Annotated in this window: 14 protein-coding genes; 3 read left to right on the top strand and 11 right to left on the bottom strand. The window is 52.2% G+C overall.

Going from position 1 to position 20,214, the window contains the following annotated elements:
* Positions 1-17: 17 nt before the first annotated feature.
* Entirely contained in the window at positions 18-1,049 is a 1,032-nt protein-coding gene (locus tag PBOR_RS09430) for an FIST signal transduction protein (protein WP_042211448.1), read from the bottom strand.
* Positions 1,050-1,347: 298 nt separating this feature from the next.
* On the opposite strand from PBOR_RS09430, the gene PBOR_RS09425 reads away from it, so the two are divergent.
* Positions 1,348-1,533, top strand: coding sequence for a hypothetical protein (locus PBOR_RS09425; RefSeq protein ID WP_042211447.1), 186 nt, complete (start codon positions 1,348-1,350; stop codon positions 1,531-1,533).
* 1,322 nt (positions 1,534-2,855) lie between these two features.
* Here PBOR_RS09425 and tyrS read toward each other — a convergent pair.
* The 4 genes from tyrS to licT form a co-directional block, all read right to left on the bottom strand.
* Complete coding sequence (gene tyrS / locus PBOR_RS09420) at positions 2,856-4,115, bottom strand: tyrosine--tRNA ligase (RefSeq protein WP_042219166.1); 1,260 nt, start codon at positions 4,113-4,115, stop codon at positions 2,856-2,858.
* 427 nt (positions 4,116-4,542) lie between these two features.
* On the bottom strand, positions 4,543-5,997 hold the full coding sequence (locus tag PBOR_RS09415) for a glycoside hydrolase family 1 protein (protein WP_042211446.1): 1,455 nt from the start codon (positions 5,995-5,997) through the stop codon (positions 4,543-4,545).
* Positions 5,998-6,499: 502 nt separating this feature from the next.
* Positions 6,500-8,407 carry a beta-glucoside-specific PTS transporter subunit IIABC gene (locus PBOR_RS09410; RefSeq protein WP_042211445.1) on the bottom strand — a complete coding sequence of 636 codons (1,908 nt, stop codon included), beginning with the start codon at positions 8,405-8,407 and terminating at the stop codon, positions 6,500-6,502.
* Positions 8,408-8,524: 117 nt separating this feature from the next.
* Positions 8,525-9,358: a BglG family transcription antiterminator LicT gene (licT, locus tag PBOR_RS09405; protein WP_042211444.1), complete on the bottom strand. Its 834-nt coding sequence runs from the start codon at positions 9,356-9,358 to the stop codon at positions 8,525-8,527.
* A gap of 347 nt (positions 9,359-9,705) precedes the next feature.
* On the opposite strand from licT, the gene PBOR_RS09400 reads away from it, so the two are divergent.
* Positions 9,706-10,560, top strand: a complete 855-nt coding sequence (locus PBOR_RS09400) for a CPBP family intramembrane glutamic endopeptidase (protein WP_042211443.1) — start codon at positions 9,706-9,708, stop codon at positions 10,558-10,560.
* Between the two features lie 59 nt (positions 10,561-10,619).
* Complete coding sequence (locus PBOR_RS09395; protein ID WP_042211442.1) at positions 10,620-11,201, top strand: LOG family protein; 582 nt, start codon at positions 10,620-10,622, stop codon at positions 11,199-11,201.
* A gap of 64 nt (positions 11,202-11,265) precedes the next feature.
* On the opposite strand, the gene PBOR_RS09390 is transcribed toward PBOR_RS09395, so the two are convergent.
* The 6 genes from PBOR_RS09390 to PBOR_RS09365 all read right to left on the bottom strand — a co-directional run bounded on the left by PBOR_RS09390 (position 11,266) and on the right by PBOR_RS09365 (position 20,214).
* Positions 11,266-12,903, bottom strand: a complete 1,638-nt coding sequence (locus PBOR_RS09390) for an extracellular solute-binding protein (RefSeq protein WP_042211441.1) — start codon at positions 12,901-12,903, stop codon at positions 11,266-11,268.
* Between the two features lie 29 nt (positions 12,904-12,932).
* A complete protein-coding gene (locus PBOR_RS09385) occupies positions 12,933-15,254 on the bottom strand; it encodes a helix-turn-helix domain-containing protein (protein WP_245648102.1) in 2,322 nt (773 codons plus the stop codon).
* A gap of 233 nt (positions 15,255-15,487) precedes the next feature.
* Entirely contained in the window at positions 15,488-16,612 is a 1,125-nt protein-coding gene (locus PBOR_RS09380; protein WP_081971977.1) for a glycoside hydrolase family 88 protein, read from the bottom strand.
* Positions 16,613-16,650: 38 nt separating this feature from the next.
* Entirely contained in the window at positions 16,651-17,532 is an 882-nt protein-coding gene (locus tag PBOR_RS09375) for a carbohydrate ABC transporter permease (protein WP_039306819.1), read from the bottom strand.
* A gap of 9 nt (positions 17,533-17,541) precedes the next feature.
* Entirely contained in the window at positions 17,542-18,498 is a 957-nt protein-coding gene (locus PBOR_RS09370; RefSeq protein ID WP_081971976.1) for an ABC transporter permease, read from the bottom strand.
* Positions 18,499-18,567: 69 nt separating this feature from the next.
* On the bottom strand, positions 18,568-20,214 hold the full coding sequence (locus PBOR_RS09365) for a type 2 periplasmic-binding domain-containing protein (RefSeq protein WP_042211439.1): 1,647 nt from the start codon (positions 20,212-20,214) through the stop codon (positions 18,568-18,570).

Genomic DNA, 20,214 nt, shown 5'->3' with positions numbered 1-20,214 from the left:
AATCAATCTACTCTCCCTTATTCAACCAGCAGCAGAATCATGGTCTGGTTGGCATGCTTTTTATAATATTGCTCTCCGTAGCTGATGAAGCCTGTAGTGTTGCCGCAGAATCCGAGCATAATCCCGTCAAATGCCGCCCACAGACCGTCCCGGATAAACAGCTGATCCCGCAGCGTACAGTTAATGTTGAGCACAAAAGAAGGCTTGTACGGACTCCCGCCCAGCGTCTCCTCCAGCACGGCAAGCGGATCTGCTGCACTCAGCACCTCCACATAAGTACTAGACATAACCTGGCTGTAAAATGTGACAGAGCCATCCGGATTAATCACCATCGGCGAGGCGATGATCAGATCGTCTTCGTATCTTTTGCCCAGCGGGCTGCTCAGGAAATGCTCTGCCAGCTCTGCTTCCGGGACACCAAGAACACGCGCGTACTCTTCCGCAGCAGGACGTCCGTTGAAGGAATACACCGTTCTGCCGAACACATCGGCTTCCGTCACCAGCAGCGTCTTCCCGGTGGTAACATAAATATTCTCTTTAACCAGTGCGGTACGGCCCGGCATATTGAAGAAAATCCCCAGATTCCGCACCCGGCGACTTCCTATGTAAATATAAGTCTCCCCATGCTCATCATCCGCTGCACTTCCCCCGACGATTTTAAATTCCGGGGCAATGAAGAACAGTGAGGAGAGGATCGTCTCCTCCATCGCGCCTGTACCGTCACATAGCAGCAGCATAAAGGCGTTAGCGTTGGCTTGGACTTTGTGATAAGAAGCACTTAGTTGCCCGACGCTAAGTACGGGCGGATGCAGAATCTCTACAATATCGGCTATCCCTGATTCGTATTCGAATCCTGTGACTACGCCGCTGCGGTAGCCCTGCGGGGTATATTCGCCTTTGGTTGAGCACAACACCGCCCGGGAAGGTGCATGCCGGGACAACTCGCTGACAGCCGCAGCGGAAGCGAACAGCACTAAGCCTCTGCTGCCGCCCAGTTCCTCCAGATACCGCCTGGCTTCGTCTACTGTGTTAAAAGATAAAGCTTTCATTATGTATATCAACCTTCCTTCGCGGGATCTCCCCTTGCAAACGTTACTGAAAAAATAAGCTTTAATTTTCAATACTTCTTATGGTAAAACCAGAACCGGGCTTACTGTCTGTGAGTAATGTCGCAATTCGACGGGCAAAGCCTTATTTCGGGCGCAAAAATACTGCTATCACGGGTGACCAAGGTTGAGCCGCTCACAGAAAGGCTGTATCATGAACATACTGTAGTTACGAGGGATACGATGGACACGATGCCCATAGCCGGGCATCACATTATTAATAGAAAGGAAGTGCGAGACCATGACTTATTCACAGCGTTCCAGCCACCCTGCCGCCGCATCGGATTACACTTATCTGGAATACCAGATCGGGATTGCTGCAGAGGAACTGGCCAAGGCCATAGAAACACAAGATGAAGTCCGGGCAGAAGCTATCCGGGAGAAAATTGCCAAACTCGAAGATGACCTGGCGCTGCTTGAGGATTAATCCTGATTAGATCCGTTAGTTCCAGTCCTGTCTCATTCTCTTCTATCCCTAACAATAGATCATATGATAATGATTATCAATGACAAAAAGGTGTAGATTCCAGCAGCCCCGCAGAAGACACCCGTTCTCTCAAGCGAACCGATAGTCATTCGGTACAGAGCCGGGCTTCTGGCTGCTGCGGGGATTATGGCGTTGTGCTGGATGTGTGCTGGATGTGTGCTGAGTGCGTGCCGGGTTTATGCTGGGTGTGTGCTGAGCGTTGGGTGTGCGCTGGTTGTGTGCTGGGTGTTGGTTGTGTGCTGGATTTGTGCTGGGTATGTACCGGGTTTGTGCTGGGTTTGTGCTGGATGTGTGCTGAGCGTTGTGTGTACCGGGTTTGTGCTGGGTTTGTGCTGGATGTGTGCTGAGCGTTGTGTGTGCTGGGTTTGTGCTGGGTTTGTGCTGGGTTTGTGCTGAGCAATGGGTGTGCGCTGGGTTTGTGCTGAGGGTTGTTCCGAGTGTTCTGCCGGCAGCGAATGAGTTTTTTGAGCAAAGATTAAGCTTTACAGCCTGTCCAGGCAGAAATGTTGTACTTATTACAACTCTGCCCCTAGTTTCCAAGGAGTTTGAGGGGATTGTTGTATGAAATACAACAATTGTCAGGATAAACCACTTTGATGAAGTAAAATGTTGCATTTCATACAACAATTCGCAATTTGAAGCGGATATAGGAGGAGAAAGTTGTATTTTGTGCAGGATTCTCGTCCAGGAGGCCGAGTCCGCCCGGCGATTCCAACCAAATAGCCCCAAAAGAGCGGAGCTTTCGCTCGCTAACTGCCTCGCTCACTATCACACTGATTACTGGTTACCTCCTCCCTACCACGCTGACCACTGATTACTTGCCCACTACCGCACTGACTACTGGTTACCTCCTCCTTACGACGCTGACCACAGATCATCTCGCTTACCACCACACTGACTACTGTTTACTTCGCACCACGCTGACTACTAATTACCTCACTGACCACTATTCCCTCCTCCCTACCGCGCTGACTACTAGTTACCTCCTAACTACCACACTGACTACTGATTACCTCGCTCACTACCACACTCACTTCCTTGCGACTATTGGTTACATCCTCACAGCCACGCTGACAACTCAGGTCCTTTGCAGACACCCTAAAACAAATTAATCACCTTATAAAAAAGAGGCTATCCCCGTCATTGCTGACACAGCGGGATAGCCTCTTATAGTTTACTTAATTCGCCCATTTGCCTGTTTACTATTTGCCTGTTTGCCTGTTTACTTGTTTGTCTATGGACTTCTCAGCCAGCAGCTACAGTTAGCCCAATTTCACCAGGCTGTAGTTCTTCTTGCCTTTGCGGACGATGATGAATCTGCCGCCGATGGCAAGCTCAGCCGTAATCTCTGTCTCCAGCTCGTTGACGCGTTCGCCGTTAATGGAGATTGCACCTTTGGTAATATCCTCACGCGCCTGGCGTTTGGATGGCTCGATGCCCAGGTCGACCAGCCAATCGACAATGTTCTTCGATTCCTTAGTGGCGGTAAAGGTCGGCATTTCCTTGAATCCTTCTTCAATTTCATCGGCGGTCAGGGAGCTGATGTCTCCGCTGAAGAGAGCAGCGCTGATGCGTTTGGCCTGCTCCAGCAGCTCTTCACTGTGCACGAAGCGGGTCATCTCTTCGGCAAGTGTTTTTTGCGCCTCGCGTTTGTGCGGTTCCGTCGCAACCTTCTCCTCCAGCGCCTCGATTTCTTCTTTGCTCAGGAAGGTGAAGTATTTCAGGTATTTCACCACATCGCGGTCATCGGTGTTCGCCCAGAACTGGTAGAACTCGTAAGGCGTGGTCTGCTTCGGATCCAGCCATACCGCGCCGCCGGCCGATTTACCGAACTTGGTGCCGTCTGCCTTGAGCATCAGCGGGATCGTCAGGCCGAAGGCTTTGGCATCGGCACCTTCTTTTTTACGGATCAGGTCCAGGCCGCTGGTGATATTGCCCCACTGGTCCGAACCGCCGATCTGCAGCTGCACATCCTCATGCTGGTACAGATGCAGGTAGTCCATAGACTGCAGGATCTGGTAGGAGAACTCGGTGAACGAAATCCCGCTGTCCAGGCGGCTGGAAACTACGTCCTTGGCCAGCATCGTATTGATGCTGAAGTTTTTGCCGATGTCGCGCAGGAATTCAATGACATTCATGTCCTTGGTCCAGTCGTAGTTGTTAACCATCCGCACCTGATTGTCGCCTTCCGTAATGAACAGCTTCTTCATCTGGGCCGTCAGCGCATCTACATTCTCCTGGACCTGCTCCAGCGTCTGCAGGGAACGCTCGCTCTGGCGTCCGCTCGGATCACCGATCGTTCCGGTAGCCCCGCCGATCAGAATGACCGGACGGTGCCCGGCCAGCTGGAAGCGTCTAAGCATCATAAAAGGAATCAGGTGACCGATATGCATGCTGTTGCCTGTCGGGTCCACGCCGCAATACAGCGATACAGCCTTACTCTCTGTTAATTCGCGCAGTCCGTCCGCATCTGTCTGCTGGTTAATGGCGTCGCGCCACAGCAACTCGTCGATAATGTTCAACATGTACAGCCCCTTTGGTTTGTTTTGTGTGTAATTGGTATGCATTGAAAAACAGCCAGCTTACCGGGTAACTCTGCAATTCCCGAATTTGGGCAACAAAAAATCGCCCCTTGTCTATTCAGACACAGGGACGATTATTATTAACCGTGTTACCACCCAAATTGCACAGACATCACATTCAAACATGTCCGTACCACTCTTCCGCGAGTTATCGTTCGCTTAGCTCCGCTTGGCATTACCCAAGATACTCCCGAGGTGTAATTCGCAGTCCATTGTATATACCGGGTTCCATCAACCCCCGGCTTTCTGGGAACAGGGACAAGTCTGCTACTGGCTCGTTCAACGTATACCAACTATAAGATTACAGAAAGTATAGCCGCTTCTAAAATCGTTGTCAATGCGGAAGGCAGCGCCAGCCAGGAGCTGCCTACTCCAAATCCGCTCCATTGCTGGCAATCGCCTTCTGGTACCAGTAGAAGCTCTTCTTCTTCTTCCGTTCCAGCGTACCGTGTCCGTCATCGTCCTGGTCCACATAGATCACGCCGTAACGCTTGGACATCTCCGAAGTCGATGCGCTGATAATATCAATCGCCCCCCAGGCGGTGTAGCCCATGACTTCGACTCCGTCCAGAACCGCTTCCTTGACCTGGGTAATATGCTTGCGCAAATAATCGATCCGGTAATCATCCTGGATCGAACCATCCTCTTCGACCTTATCCTTCGCTCCCAGCCCGTTCTCCACCACAAACAGCGGAAGCTGGTAACGGTCGTACAGCTCTTTGAGCACAATCCGCAGGCCAATCGGGTCCAGCTGCCAGCCCCACTCGGTAATCTTCAGGTTGGGATTCTTCACGGTACTGAACAGATTGCCGCCGGTCACACCATATTTCTCAGGAGTAACTGTGGAAATAAGCGACGTATAGTAGCTGAAGGAAATGAAGTCCACCGTGTTCTCACGCAGCAGCAGCTCATCCCCAGGCTCAGTCACAAGCTGAATATTATGGTCGGCAAAATAACGCTTCATGAACGGAGGATAGCTTCCCCGCGCCTGCACATCGGTATGCATCAGGTTAAGCTGATTATCAATCTGGGCCTGCAGCACATCCTCCGGATCGCTGGTTGCCGGATAATGGATCATACGCGCGAGCATGCAGCCGATGCGGAATTCCGGATTAATCTCCCGCCCTTTGCGGGTCACCAGACTGCTGGCCACGAATTGATGATGCAGCGCCTGATAGGACGCCTCGCGGATGTTATCGACTGTATCCTCTACTACCCCGCCTCCGGTAAACGGCTCGATGACGGTCGTATTGATCTCATTGAACGTCAGCCAATATTTCACTTTATCCCGGTATCTGGTCATGACAGTCTCGGCATATTTCTCATAAAAAGCAATCACCGCACGGTTCCTCCAGCCCCCGTAATTCAGCACCAGCGACATTGGCATCTCATAGTGGGAGAGCGTAACCAGCGGTTCAATACCATATTTGTGCATCTCATCGAACATGTCGTCATAAAACTGCAGGCCCTTCTCGTTCGGCTCGGCATCATCCCCATTCGGGAAAATCCGTGACCAGTTGATCGACATCCGGAACACTTTGAAGCCCAGCTCGCCGAACAAGGCGATGTCCTCCTTGAACCGGTGATAGAAATCAATTCCATACCGTTTCGGGTAGCCTTCCGCTGAGGTATGCTGCATCCCGCGCTTGATTGTTTCACTGGTGACATGCATCAGCTCTTTGAGGTTGGTGTAATCTTTTTTCTTATAATACGGCACCATATCTGCCGTGGACAATCCTTTACCGTCTGCGTCAAAAGCGCCCTCCGCCTGGTTAGCGGCGATTGCGCCGCCCCATAGGAAGCCATGTGGAAAAGTGGTCATTTTGTCATCTCCTCATTATTAATAATTCACGGGCCAAAAGGCAGGCCGTAACTGCGGGAAAGTTTGGACTTTCGGCCGCTGTTATGTTTGGATTTCCTGAATTTATTCCGCTGTCAGCGGTAGAAATCCAAACATAGCTTATGCTTCCGATGCGAGCTTTCCTGCGGAAAGCTTTCAGGCGGACGCTATCGCTCCTACAGTTCCAAACTTCCCTCCGTTACTAATAGCCTTTTGTTAGAATGAAGCATTCGGAGGTGACAAAATTCTAAGCCAACCCGATCGCTTCGTTCCGAAATCACTAAGCTCAAACTCAGGCTAAGACCGGAGCTGGCGCCTAGCAAATAACTTAGGCTAAGCTCCAAATCGAAGGTCAAAACTAAGATCCAAATTAAAGACCAAAAACTAAGACAAAAACCAAAGACCGAAAACTAAAACCAAAATCGAAGATCCAAGCTAATCCCCATAAAAGATCGAAGATACGACCAAACCTAAACCGGCAACCTCACAACTCCGCCTTCAGCACCGGCTCGCCGAAAGCAACCTCACCCAGCTTAAGCGGCAGAATCTGCTTATAGTCGGCCGTATTAGTCACGACCATAGCGGTCGTAATATCATAATTCTGGGCAATTTGCGCCAGATCGAAGGTGAGCAGCTTGTCGCCGGCCTGTATCGGATCACCGGCCTGTACATGCGCTTCGAAGAATTGACCGCGCAGCTTCACGGTGTTGATCCCGACGTGGATCAGGAGTTCCATGCCGTCAGTATTGCGGATAACCATAGCATGCTTGGTTTTGAAGACATTCATTACGGTACCGCTGACTGGAGATATGAGCTCCCCGATTGTAGGCACAAACGCAATGCCTTTACCCATCAGCTCATCGCCGAAGGTAGGGTCATTGACTTCTTTTAACGGAATCGCCTTGCCGGTCATTGGTGCATAAGCGGTGCTGTCTGCGGTAGCGGATGCCGGTTCAACTTCAACCTCTACCGGTGCCGGTGCTGCCGGAGTCACATCTGCCGGTTTAGCGGCGATGCTGCCGGAAATCTGCTCCGCATCATCAGCTTCTTCGTGGAAACCAAGCAACACTGTAACAACCGCTGCAACTACAAAGGCTATGACCATCCCGCCAAAAGCGTACCAGAAGGTCTGTCCAACCAATCCCGGCAGACCCGGGATACCGCCGTTACCAGCCAGCGCATAGGCCTTGGCGCCGAACGCCAGCGCGAAGCCGCCGCCTGCCGCACTACCAATCATCGCAGCGATGAACGGCTTTTTGTATTTCATATTGACACCGTACATGGCCGGCTCCGTTACACCCATGAGTGCGGTGAAGCTGGTGGACAAGGCGACGGATTTCAGTTTCTTATCTTTGGCCCGGAAGAATACGCCGAGTGTAGCGCCTGCCTGTCCCATATTGGAGATGAAGGTCAGCGGCAGGAACTTATCGAAGCCGAGTGTAGCCAGGTTGCTGATAATCACCGGAACCAGTGCATAGTGCATACCCGTCATAACAATCAGGGACATCGCCCCGCCAAGTACGATCCCGGAGATCAGGCCGCCTTCATTCAGCAGCCAGTTAATGCCGCCGGACAATCCGTCTCCGACGAAGGTTCCCAGAGGTCCAATCGCGATCAGCGTGACCGGAACCATCACCAGTAAGGAGATCAGCGGCACGAGCAGCAGCTTGAGTGACGGTATGATGAAGCGGTCAACGGTTTTTTCCACGTAAGAAAGGATCCAGATTGCTAACAGAATCGGAATTACGGAAGATCCGTAGGAGACCGCTGTTACCGGAATACTAAGGAAGGATACAGGGTTCCCGCTGGACAATAGTGCGCCCATATCCGGGTACATCAGCGCCGCGCCGACACCAACCGCAATATACGGGTTACTGCCGAATTTACGTGCTGCGCTGAAGGAGATCAGCATCGGCAGGAAGTAGAATACGCCATCACCAATCGCGGACAGAATACGGTACGTATCGGTTCCCGCTGACAGCCATTCCAGGGTCACAAATAATGCGAGCAGTCCCTTGAGGATACCGGCAGCCGTGATTGCGGGCAGCATCGGTGCGAATACACCGGCAATTGTCTCAAAAATCTTCAGAATCACATTCTGTTTCTTCCCGTCAACCTGCTTATTTCCTTCCGCTGTCTGCTTGAGCGCCGGGTACTCTTTAACCATTTCGTCAAATACCTTAGGCACATCATTGCCGATAATAACCTGGAATTGCTCACCCGAGATGTTGGTGCCCATCACCATATCCAGCTTCTTGAGCGCGGCCTGATCCGCTTTATTGTTGTCCTTCAGCTCGAAGCGCAGACGCGTTACACAGTGGTAAACCGACTTCACATTGGATACTCCGCCCACCGACTTGACGATTTGCTGCGCTGTTTCCTGGTGTTTCATTCGTCTTCCTCCTAATTATTGTAATAAAAAAACCCGAATGAACACGTGCATACGCGATAGAAACGCATGCCGGTTTTCATTCGGGTTTTGCCTGATTGAACAGTAACAAGCCCCTTGTTATTTGGTTTTCATCAGCCGTTCCAGATGCAGGGTCAGATAGAGCTGCTCGGAATGGGTCATGACGTACTCGTAGTTCTTCAGGATAAAGGACTCAATCTTGCGGATGCATTTGAAGGTGTCCGGATAATTCTTCTTAACCACCTTGTACAAATACTCCTCGGTATCGTCGTGGCTGGAATGGGTGATGACCCGCTGGCAGAAATATTTGAGATGCGTAATGAACCTGAAATAGTTGACGCTGTCCTCATCCAAATCCACGCCAAAATGATATTTGATAATGTTCATAATTTCCTGCAGCAGCTGCATCAGATGCGTCACATCGTTCATCGAGTCATTGACTTCGGCATTGATGAAATGAAGCGCGATATTGCAGATCTCATCCTTGGGAAAATCAATCCCCAGCCGCTCCCGCAGAATCGTCAACGCTTCCTTCGCCACATCATACTCGGCTTTGTAGAAATGCTGCACCTCCCAGGATAACGGGTTACGGACAATCTGCTCCCGCTCCAGACGCTGCACTGCAAAATGAATATGATCCGAAAGCGACACATAAATGCCGTCACTGATCTGCTTGCCCAGCTGCATCCGCGCCAGACTTACAATATCATCTGTCACCTGCAGGATTTCAATCGGCATTTCTGTAACAATTGCCTTAAAGCGCTCGTAAATGGAGGAATCCTGAAGCCGGAAGACTTTCTCAATCCGCGCCTCGTCAATCGGGTCGCCCGCCCGGAACTGGAAACCGATACCCCGGCCGAGGATAAGCAGCTCCTGATCCTTATCGTCCACGGTGCTAACGATATTATTGTTAAAAATCTGTTTGATTATCACTTTCGACCCACCTGCTTTTGAGGAATAAAAAAGGGCAAAACAACAACGGAAACGAATCAATCATTCCCATTGTGGTTTTGCCCGCATTACCGGTAACAAGCCTCGGAAACAATTTAACATAAGCTGAAAACGGTGTCAACCGTAAGTATCAGAAATCCGCTTTGCTAATTATGCCCATAGCAGCGCTCTTTTTATGACTGGTTGGATCGTGGCAGTGCAGCGGTGTGACTTTAATGACTTCTGTGACTGTTGTGACTTCTGTGACAGTGAATCCTATTCATAGCCAATATAGTAATGGAGAGGGATTAACTGGTAAATTTTTCTTCATCCAAAGGAGTGTTACTTAGGTGCAGCTTGAGACAGGGGAACACGCAGGAATTTATACCGGAAAACGTATTTCAGCCTGGTTTATCGTCGGCCTTATCATTCTTGAGATTATCTTCGCGATGACAGTGAACCTCTTTTTCTTTGAAAAGGGGACCTTCGATGGCATTAACCGGCTTACCCGCGGGTGGATGAATGCCACGTTATGTGCGGGGCTGCTCGGTCTCATGGTCATCGTCGTTATTTATTTATGGGCAATGGTCCGGATTCCGCTGCGGGATCTGGGACTGAGACGGGAGAAGCTGCTGGCCGGATGCTTGTGGACATTCGTGTTCTGGCTGGCGGTCAATGTAATAAGTGCCTGCATCAATCTCATTGCCGGTACAGCACTTACATGGAATCAAGACCTTGCCGACTTTCCGAATCTGCTTCTGGGCGCTTTGCTCGGACAATTGTTCGGCAATGCCTTGCTGGAGGAGATCATCTTCCGCGGCTTCCTTTTTGTGCAAATCCAGCATTGGTTGTCTGGAACGGTCAAGCCTTCTTCCCGCATAGTTAAAGCGATGCTCATCTCACAAACGATCTTTGCCCTCATGCATATCCCGAACCGGATTTACGGCGGACTTAGCGGAATGGAGTTTGTGTATGATTTTATCCAGCTGGTCATTCTCGGGATGCTGTTTGCACTCCTCTATGTGTTGACCCGGAATCTGTTCATCGTAGTGGGCATCCACTCGCTGCTGAATGTGAATCTGATGATCTGGACGGGCAGCTACGCTACAACCGCTTCGCTTACCTGTATGGGATTTGCTATTGGAATTCTGCTGCTGCTGCGGAGAAACAAATTACATAGCCGGAAATCCGTGATACATTATTAGGGAAAACCTTCGTTCACTTGAAGGTACATTACCTTTAGGCAAAGGAGAGTCAGCATAATATGAAGAGTATCGCTGTTTTCTGCGGTTCGAATGACGGCGCTTCGCCCGTATACAAAGAGTATGCTGTTGCTCTGGGCAAAGAGCTGGCTGCACGGGGCATCACGCTGATCTATGGCGGAGCTACTGTCGGCTTAATGGGCGCTATTGCAGATAGCGTCATGCAGGCGGGGGGACGCGTGATCGGGGTTCTGCCCCATTTTCTCAAAAAAAGAGAAATCGAGCATACCCGTCTGACCGAACTGATTATGGTGGACTCCATGCACGAACGGAAGCTGAAGATGTCTGAGCTTGCCGACGGATTCATTGCCATGCCGGGCGGGCCGGGCACGATGGAGGAGTATTTCGAGATTTTCACGTGGGCGCAGCTCGGTCTGCACCAGAAGCCCTGCGGGCTGCTGAACGTCAACGGTTATTACGATCCGCTGATTGCCCTGTTTGGCAACATGGTCCAGGAGAAGTTCATGCAGGAGAAACAGCATTCCATCATGCTGAACGATACGACTGCGGAGGGAATTCTGCAGCAATTGGCTGATTATAGCCCGCCTCCGGTGAAGAAATATCTTACGGATGAGCGGACTTGATTGACACATATTGTGATTGAGCATAGTAAACCCCCTGCGAGAGCCTCTCTGCAGGGGGTTTGTTCTACCGTTCCATATACCGGGTAAGCGCCGCTGTCTGAATCTCAAGGGCCCTGTCAATACCCAGCGCCTTAATCTGGGCTACATAATCATCAAAGCTGTCCAGCGGCTCAATGCCAAAAATAATCTTCAGGGACATCTCATCCACAAGCGTCGTCACATCCAGCATGATGGCGGAGAACTCGGTGCTCTCCTTCTCCGTCTTGGAGATTTGCGGAAGCATGGTGTTCCTGGCATCAGTGTCCGACCAGATCTGCACCGCCTCCTTCTGTTCCGGCAGGAAATAGTATTGCTCCAGATACCGGACATCCTGGACGAATGGCCCGAAATAGCTGGCACGGGTATACATGGCAAGGGCTTGCGACGGAGCCAGCTTATCCGGGTTATGCATAATCAGATCCGTATATTTCGGGTAACCGTCCTTCATGGCATAGCTTGTGCCTTCCATTCCGAAGTTGAAGAGCAAATGTCCCTCAGGGCTGTAGCCATAATCCAGCATCCGGACGGCTTCCTCCACATTCCTGCTGCCGCTTGAGATCGCTACGCCTCCGCTGCCCATATAAGCGTTAGCCCTTTGACCAAACTTCGGCTTCTCTCCCTTATGCAGAACCGGATAAGGTGCCGGAACAAACTTCGCCTCCGGCCACAGGTCCTTGATTGCAGGCTGCCACATGCCTATTCCGGCTCCGGCATTCCATATACTGGACCCGCTTCTGCCGGAGATCATATTGGCATCGAGCGTCTTCGTATCCACGGTCGCGATATTTTTATCAATCAGGCCCTCTGCATACCAGTTCCGGAATAAGGCAAGAAAAGATTTATAGCCGGGCTCGACGGGTCCATACTTCACTTCTCCCTGATCAAGATAGAATCCCTTCTTAATCCCGTAGGCGCCGACGAAAGCACCGCTCTCAATTCCGAATAACGGATTCGGCACTCCCAGGAACGTAAGCGGGGCGGCAACCCCCTTCTTGTCCTTGAACGCCTTCAGCACCGTATGCCAGTCATCAATGGTAGCCGGGACCGGGAGATTCAGTTCATCCAGCCAGTCCTGGCGGATAATCGGCCCCTGGTAGGTAAGCAGCGGATCATCTCCCTGGATGAACGGGAAGACATAATAGCTGCCATTGTCCGTCTTCACCTGTTTGTCGATTTCCGGGTGCTGGCTCAAATACCGCCGCAGGTTAGGCGCATACTTCTCGATTGCATCATTCAGCCGCAGAATATATCCGTCGCTGATCGCCTTCTCGGGGCCGCCCGGGAAGCTGGCCCATTCATATTCCAGCATATCCGGCAGTTCACCTGAAGCCAGCAGGACATTGATCGCCTCCTTGGCCTGATTCGCCGGAGGCTGGATGAAGTCCAGCTTCACCCCGGTGCGGCGCTGCCATTCCTGGAAGAAGGGCACCTCCTGGAAGGTAGGCTTAATGTTCCCGGCGTTGCCGTTCAGCTCCGCCCAATAGGTCAGCGTCTTGTCCGTCTGTAACGGATAACCGTCTGCTCCGGGAAGGACCTCCGCTGCTGACGGCGGTGGTCCCTGCTGCGTCTGATCTGCCTGTGGACTCCATTCCCTGCAGGATGTCAACAGCATCAGACTCAGAAGCAACAGCAGGACAGATTTGCTACTTCTCTTGATCCGCATTAGTTAATCCCCCGTCCCGCTTCGTTAATTTATCCATTGATCTCTTTGTATTTGCCCGGAGTAATCCCTTCATATTTCTTGAATACCCGGATAAAGGTCGCTGCCTCATTATAGCCTGCCAGCTTGGCAATGTCGGCAATTGATCCCTGTCTGGCCCGGATCATGGCCTTGGCCTGTCCGATCCGGTACTTGTTGATGTAATCCAGAACGCCTTCACCCGTCTGATTCTTGAACAGCTTGGACAGATAGCTGCCCTTCAGATTGAAGTGCTCGCCGATCAGATTAACACTCAGATTCGAGTCGCTGTAATGCTCTTCAATATGCTCCGTTACCTTCACCACCAGATCACGCAGCGATTCGGCCCGTTCATGGGATACGTTCTGCTCCAGCCGGGCCGCAGCGTAGGCGCAAACCTCGGCGAGCAGCGTCTGAAGCTCTGCCTTCATCTCCAGAATGGTGTCACAGGCAATAATCTTGTCCAGCCACAGCGGATTGTCCCCGAGCAGGCTGTTGTCCCCGCCGCCTAGCTCATTGACCGCCTTGACCATGGTTCCGGCCAGATTGAAGATCAGGCATCTGGCCAGGGTAAGCGAGGTGATGGGCTGATTGAAATTGCGGTCTGTCACCTCGCTGATTAGCCGGGTCGCCTGCTCAAAGTCGCCAACCTTGATCATATTAATAATCTGCTGCTCGACCTGAAGCGGGTAGTAGTATCCGGTCTGCGGATGATCCGCCTGTTCACTGCGGATCTCGTCATAGGTTATGATCTCCTGCTTGCCGAGCACCATCTTATACGCCATGGCATCGACGGCTTCACGATAGGCTTCGGCAATCCCGGGCAGAGAGGAATGGATGCCTCCGATGGATACGGTAAGATCCATCTGATAGCTGCTCAGGAACCGCTGTGCTTCAGCGGCGATGGTGGCCAGATCCTCTCTGAAGAGGACGGATTCCGGCTCTCCGCAATTCACCAGGCATACCATCATCTCATCCACTTCGACCATGTAACCGGCGTGATGATAATGGCCTGCAAGCTCCTCCACCACATTGCTGATGATGAACTGGACCAGCTTGTTCTTCTCATTCAGGTCAATGCCCGGCAACTGGGCCGACAGGCTCTCGCTATTCTCCACCACGAACAGGATCACGGCGAAGTCATCCGAGCGCAGCTGAATATCGAAGGACTTCAGGGCTTCTTCGTAAGGAAGGAGGGTATCCATCTTCCCTTTCAGCAGCCGGTTGAGCATATTGGAGCGCAGCACATGCTGATGGATCTGCATTTGCAGCGCGATGGTCTCCTTCTCTCTCCTCGTATTCGAGATGGCCCGTTGAATAAAGCTCAGCTCATTCCAGTCGGTCCGTTCTTCATGGGAATTCTTGTCGGTCAGCAGCTGGACGAGCTTCTGGATCGGCGAATAATTGCGGCGCATGAAGAACCAGGTTAAGACTCCGGCGCTCAGCAGACTGATGAACAGGCTGATATAGGTGAATCTCCGGACATACTCCGCCTTCTCCCAATAAATGCTGCTTGGAATCACCAGCACATATTTCAGTTTGGACACAGAGGACTGAATATAGAACAGCTCCGAGTCACCGTCTCTCGCCGGCATATTGACCATCCGGCTGCCGTCCGGCGGCAAATGCTTCAGCAGGCTGTCCTGATTGATCGATACCGGCAGATTGGAGAGCAGCACTTCATTCTCTTCATTCAGGATGAGCACCTGTCCGCCGCTGAAGCCGGAGATACTCTCAATCGCTTGTTGGAACCTGCCGGTATCCGCCATAACCACAACCGTCCCCGTCTCCCGCCCGTTCAAATCCTTAGGCAGATGGATCAGATAGGCGATTCCGGTCCGGGGTTCAGCGGAATCGAGATGCGGCAACAGCAGAAAACGGTTATTGGCCGACTGATGAATATTCTCCAGCCACTGTCCAACATTCATGGTTCCTGTGTTATGAATAGTGTTGAAAGCGGTTGCGAAATCGCGCACATTGCCCGGCCGGATGACAGCCGCTTCCTGCTCCCAGGTTACGTAGAACTCATCAATTGACGCGTAAGAGGTCTGGTACATCCGGAATTCCTTGGCCAGCTGATAGGCAGTGAACTGGGCATCGCCGGAGGATTTGCTCGAATACATCAGATCCTGAAGCTTGGTGTTCCAGGTAATCTCCATATTCAGCCGTTTCATTAAATCAATCTGGGTATCAATCGTATACCGGACCTGCCTCAGCATGGAGTCGTTGGCACGGTGAATTTCGCTCTTCAGTGCCTGGCTGGACTGCATGTACACCAGCAGGCTGACTACCATTGGTACAACCAGCACAGCGCTGTAGGAAACAAGCCAGGTCACTATAATACTCTTCCGTTTTTCCCACAAATATTTAAAATTCAAGAAGACCCCTCATATCTGTATGTTTTGGATTCAGCGTAACCTTATTATAACGGCCATCTCTGAAGAGGGAATGGTTAAAAAGTAGAAACCGATAGACAAAATCAGAAACAACCCGAATGGCCGGTGCCATTTCGGGTGTTCTGATAGATTGCCTGACAGGCTGGTACACACATGGGCAGAGCGGGCCCGCACTAGAAAATACGGTGCTTCCAGCCCGCGAGCCTGGCTATACTCTCGACAAAGAAATAGTCTCCGTAGATCAGCGACACATCCACATTGTCTCCGGCAGGCTTGTGCCCCGTACCATGCAGAAGGATCGCTTCATGCTCTGCATCTTCCCACGTTCCATAGTGCTCATACAGGGACTTCAGTATCCGTTCTGCGGATTCCCGGTAGATTCTTCCGTCTACAGCGGACAAGCTCTCTGCCAGCTCCAGCAGCCCTGATGCCGCACAAGCTGCTGCGGAAGTATCCCGTGGTTCACCGTCCAGGCTGCTGCCTGCCCTGAAGTCCCAATGGGCCACATGATCCTCCGGCAGGTGGGCGAGGAAGAAATGGGCTACACGCCGGGCCGCATGCAGGAAGGTCTTGTCCCCCGTATGGCGGTAAGTATTCGCCATGCCGTAGAGTGCCCAGGCAGTTCCCCGGCTCCAGCCGGAGTCCGGTGCATGGCCCTGGCCGCCCAGCACCTCCAGGACTTCGCCGGAATGCGGATCGAAGCTGACGATATGATTAACCGAGCCGTCTTCGCGGATGAAATGCTTCAGCACGGTCCCGGCGTGCGCCTGCGCGATCTGGGCGTACCGGGGATCGCCGGTCTGCTGCGAAGCCCAGAACAGCAGGGACAGGTTCATCGAGGTGTCGATGATAGACCAGCCCGTCTTGTCGCCGTTCCAGGCCCGGATGAACCTGCCGTTCAGATTGTAGCGCCCCGCCAGGAAGCTCGCTGCGGCCAAGCCGCGCCGCAGGGCGTCCGGATCACCGGTCAGCGTATACTTGATTACGGCCGTCGGCAAAAACTGAAAACCGACATCATGATCGAAGGAATTCGGGGCCAGCGTTAGCCGTTCGAGCCGTTCATCCCAGTTCCAGGCTGCTTCGCGGTAAGCGGCTCTGCCGGTCATGTCATGCATAATCCACAGGATGCCAGGCCAGAAGCCCGACGTCCACCAGTCCAGCCGCTGATCGTCATATTTGCCGTTATCCTTGGCAACATGCGGCGATTTACCGCCGATTAACGTCAGCATCCGCTCTGTTTTATGTTCAAGCTTCTCCCATATGAGAGGAATATCAAGTAACTGCTGGATTGCTGCCATAACCAGTCTCCTTTTCAATAGTGGATTTGGGATTGCCGTCAGCCCTTAACAGAGCCGACCATGACCCCTTTGACAAAGAAACGCTGTACAAAAGGATACACGCACAGGATCGGTACCGTGGCGACCATAATCGTCGCGTATTTGATCGTCTCGCCAATCTGCTGGCGGTCGCCCGCACTGGCTCCCGCTGACATGCTGTCCGTAGAATTCGCGATCAGAATTTCCCGGAGCACCAGCTGAAGCGGGTACAGCTCCCTGCTCCTGATGAATACAGAGGCATAGAACCAGCCGTTCCACTTGTCGACGGCATAATAGAGGATCATTACAGCAATCACCGGCATGGAGAGCGGAATAATAATGCGGAACAGAATCGTAAAATGATTAGCCCCGTCGATTTTGGCCGATTCCTCCAGGCTGTCGGGAATGCCCATGAAGGCCGTACGCATGATAATCAGATTGAACGTGCTGATGGAGAAGGGCAGAATCGTAGACCACAGTGAATCCAGCAGACCCACTCCCTTGACCACAAGATACATGGGAATCAGCCCGCCGTTAAAGAACATCGTAAAGAGGATCAGCAGCATAAACGTATTGTTCCAGAGCACATTTTTGCGGGACAGCACGTATGCGCCCAGGGCCGTCATCACCAGATTCACGGCAAGTCCGGCCACGACGATAAACAGTGTATTGCGGTATCCGGTCAGAATGCCCGAATTGGCCAGCACGCTCCGGTACGCATCGAAGCTGATGCCAAGCGGACGCCACAGGATGCCTTTATGCACCATCAGCTGGCCGGCATCACTGAAGGATGCGAACAGCACATACAGCAGCGGATAGAGCGTAACGATGATCAGAAAGACCAGCAGCACATAGATGCCGGCATAGAAGATTTTATCGAAAAGAGAGCTTTGTTCCTTCACGGGTTCACCTCACCACAAGCTATTTTTGTTGACTTTGCGGCTCACGTAATTCGCGGTAATCAGCAGGAACAGGTTGATTACCGAATTAAACAAGCCTACGGCAGAGCTGTAGCTCCAGCCGAATTCAAGCAGCCCTTTGCGGTAGACGAAGGACGAGATCACATCGGCTGTCTCATAAGTAATCGGGTTGTACAGCAGGATAATCTTCTCGAAGCCGACATTCAGCAGATTCCCCATCCGGAGAATCAGCATAATGGAGATGGTCGGCAGAATGCCGGGCAGCGTAATATAGAACATCTGCTTGATCCGGCTGGCTCCGTCCATCCGCGCCGCCTCATACTGCTCCACATCAATGCTCATCAGGGCGGCAATATAGATGATCGACTCCCAGCCGATCCGCTGCCAGATCTCGGACAGGATGTAGATGGGACGGAATAACTCCGGCTTCTGCAGCATGGCCTGCCCGTCATAGCCGAAGAACGTAAACAGCCCGTTGATCACACCGTCAGCGTTCGTGAAGTCGGTAATGATTCCGCAAATGACTACGAGTGAAATGAAATAGGGCATATAGGTGATCGTCTGGGCCACCCGTTTGAATGACTTGCTGCGGATCTCGTTGATCAGCAGGGCCAGAATGATCGGCGCGGGAAATTCAAAGATCAGGGAGTAGAAGCTGATGACCAGCGTATTTTTCAGAATCCGCCAGAAGTAATAGCTGTTGAAGAAATCGTGAAAATGCTTCAGTCCGACCCAGTCGCTCCCGAGAATGCCCTTCATCGGCGAATATTCCTTGAAGGCAATCAGTGCGCCGTACATGGGGGCATAATGAAAAATAAAATAATAGGCGATGACCGGAATCATCATCAGATACAGGTACTTATTGATCCGGAAATCACGGAGGAAGCGGTTTGTTGTCCGCGCAGGTGCCAAAGCTCTTTGTCCTGCGCCGGTTTGCGTTTTTGCCATGCGGCAGTTTCACCTCGAATCCAGGGTTGGGCGAGGGCCTCCGCCCTCTGCCCCTTGATCATCCTGCCATTATCTTGCGTTATAGCGGTCCAGTGCTGCCTTCTGGATTTCGATCGCACGGTCCAGTTTCAGCGACTTCATCTTGTCCACATAGCTCTCGTATTGCTCCAGCGGCTCCTGGCCGAGGATAATCTTCAGTGTCATTTCATCCACCAGCGTATTGATATCATTCATAATCGTCGCATACTCGGAGCTCTCCTCCGGAGTCGGTGTAATCGGCGGCAGATTGTATTTGTCCGCATCCGTGTTCTTCCAGATGCCCACCGCGTCACGCTGGGTCTGCAGGGCGAAGAATTGCTCGGCATAACGCTGATCCTGCACAAACGGACCATTGTAGCTGCCGCGGGCATACTTCGAAATCGCCTGCGCCGGAGCCAGATTATCCGGATTCTTCAGCAGCAGGTCGGTGTATTTCGGATAACCGTCCTCCATATTGTAGCTGACGCCCTCCGTACCGAAGTTGAAGAACAGATGCCCTTCCTCACTGTAGCCGTAATCCAGCATTTCCACAGCGAGCACCGGGTCCTTGGCTGAGGTTGTGATCGCTACCGTTCCTTCGGAGGCGTAAGCCTGGCTCTTCTGTCCGAACTTAGGCGTTTCGCCTTTGTTCAGCACCGGATAAGGTGCGGCAACCAGCACAGCCTTCGGATCATTGCCCTCCACCAGCGGCTGCCATTTGCCGATTCCGCCGCCCGCATTGCCTACGGATGCGCCGGTTGCCCCTGAGGCCATGTTGCCATCCAGCGCTTTGGAATCCGAGGTGGCGATATTCTTGTCCAGCAGGCCGTCCGCATACCACTGGCGGAACAGCTTCAGGTATTCCTTGAAGCCGCTTTCGGCAGGGCCGAACTTGATCACGCCGTCTTCCTGATAGAAGCCGCGGGTCACGCCGAAAGCCCCCAGGAAGGCGCCGTTGCCGGATTCATTGAAGAAACGCGGCTTGCTGACTACGGAGAACGGTGCGGCTGCCCCTTTTTTCTCCTTAAAGGCGGTTAGGGTCTTGGTCCAGTCATCAATGGTCTCCGGCACCGGCAGGCCCAGCTCATCCAGCCAGTCCTTGCGGATAATCGGCCCCTGGAACACGCGCAGGAACTCATCCCCCCGGATAAAAGGGAACGCATAATAGCTGCCGCTGTCCGTCTTGACCATCTTGTCAATGTCCGGATGATCCTGCAGATATTTCTTCAGATTCGGCGCATGCTTGTCAATCAGATCATTCAGCTTCAGAATGTATCCGTCATTGATCGCTTTCTCAGGCCCCCCCGGAAAGTCGCCCAAAAAGTTGTACTCAATCATATCCGGCAGATCGCCCGAAGCCAGCATGACATTAAGTGCTTCTTTAACCTGACCGGTCGGCGGGGCCGTGAATTTCAGCGGAACGCCGGTTTGCTTTTGCCAATCCTGGAAAAAAGGAATTTCATCATGCGTCGCCGCTACACTGATCAGATTGCCGTTGATTTCTCCCCAATAGGAGAGCTTCTCGTCCGTCTGGATCGGATACGTGACCGGCCCGCTTGCTTCGGTATCATTTGCCGTGTTACCTGTATTGCCTGTATTGCCGTTGTTGCCCGCCGCCGGATTATTATTGGAAGAACAGGCGGAGAGCGATGCTGCGAGCATCATAAGAATCAGTGCAGAAGTTAAGCGTCTTTTCAT

The organism is Paenibacillus borealis, assembly GCF_000758665.1.
Lineage (GTDB): Bacteria > Bacillota > Bacilli > Paenibacillales > Paenibacillaceae > Paenibacillus_AQ > Paenibacillus_AQ borealis.
This window is presented reverse-complemented; position numbering and strand designations above follow the sequence as displayed.

Coding starts and splice junctions, on each gene's coding strand:
- PBOR_RS09430 (WP_042211448.1), bottom strand. CDS start 1,049: ATGAAAGCTTTATCTTTTAACACAGTAGACGAAGCCAGGCGGTATCTG.
- PBOR_RS09425 (WP_042211447.1), top strand. CDS start 1,348: ATGACTTATTCACAGCGTTCCAGCCACCCTGCCGCCGCATCGGATTAC.
- PBOR_RS09415 (WP_042211446.1), bottom strand. CDS start 5,997: ATGACCACTTTTCCACATGGCTTCCTATGGGGCGGCGCAATCGCCGCT.
- PBOR_RS09410 (WP_042211445.1), bottom strand. CDS start 8,407: ATGAAACACCAGGAAACAGCGCAGCAAATCGTCAAGTCGGTGGGCGGA.
- PBOR_RS09395 (WP_042211442.1), top strand. CDS start 10,620: ATGAAGAGTATCGCTGTTTTCTGCGGTTCGAATGACGGCGCTTCGCCC.
- PBOR_RS09390 (WP_042211441.1), bottom strand. CDS start 12,903: ATGCGGATCAAGAGAAGTAGCAAATCTGTCCTGCTGTTGCTTCTGAGT.
- PBOR_RS09380 (WP_081971977.1), bottom strand. CDS start 16,612: ATGGCAGCAATCCAGCAGTTACTTGATATTCCTCTCATATGGGAGAAG.
- PBOR_RS09370 (WP_081971976.1), bottom strand. CDS start 18,498: ATGGCAAAAACGCAAACCGGCGCAGGACAAAGAGCTTTGGCACCTGCG.
- PBOR_RS09365 (WP_042211439.1), bottom strand. CDS start 20,214: ATGAAAAGACGCTTAACTTCTGCACTGATTCTTATGATGCTCGCAGCA.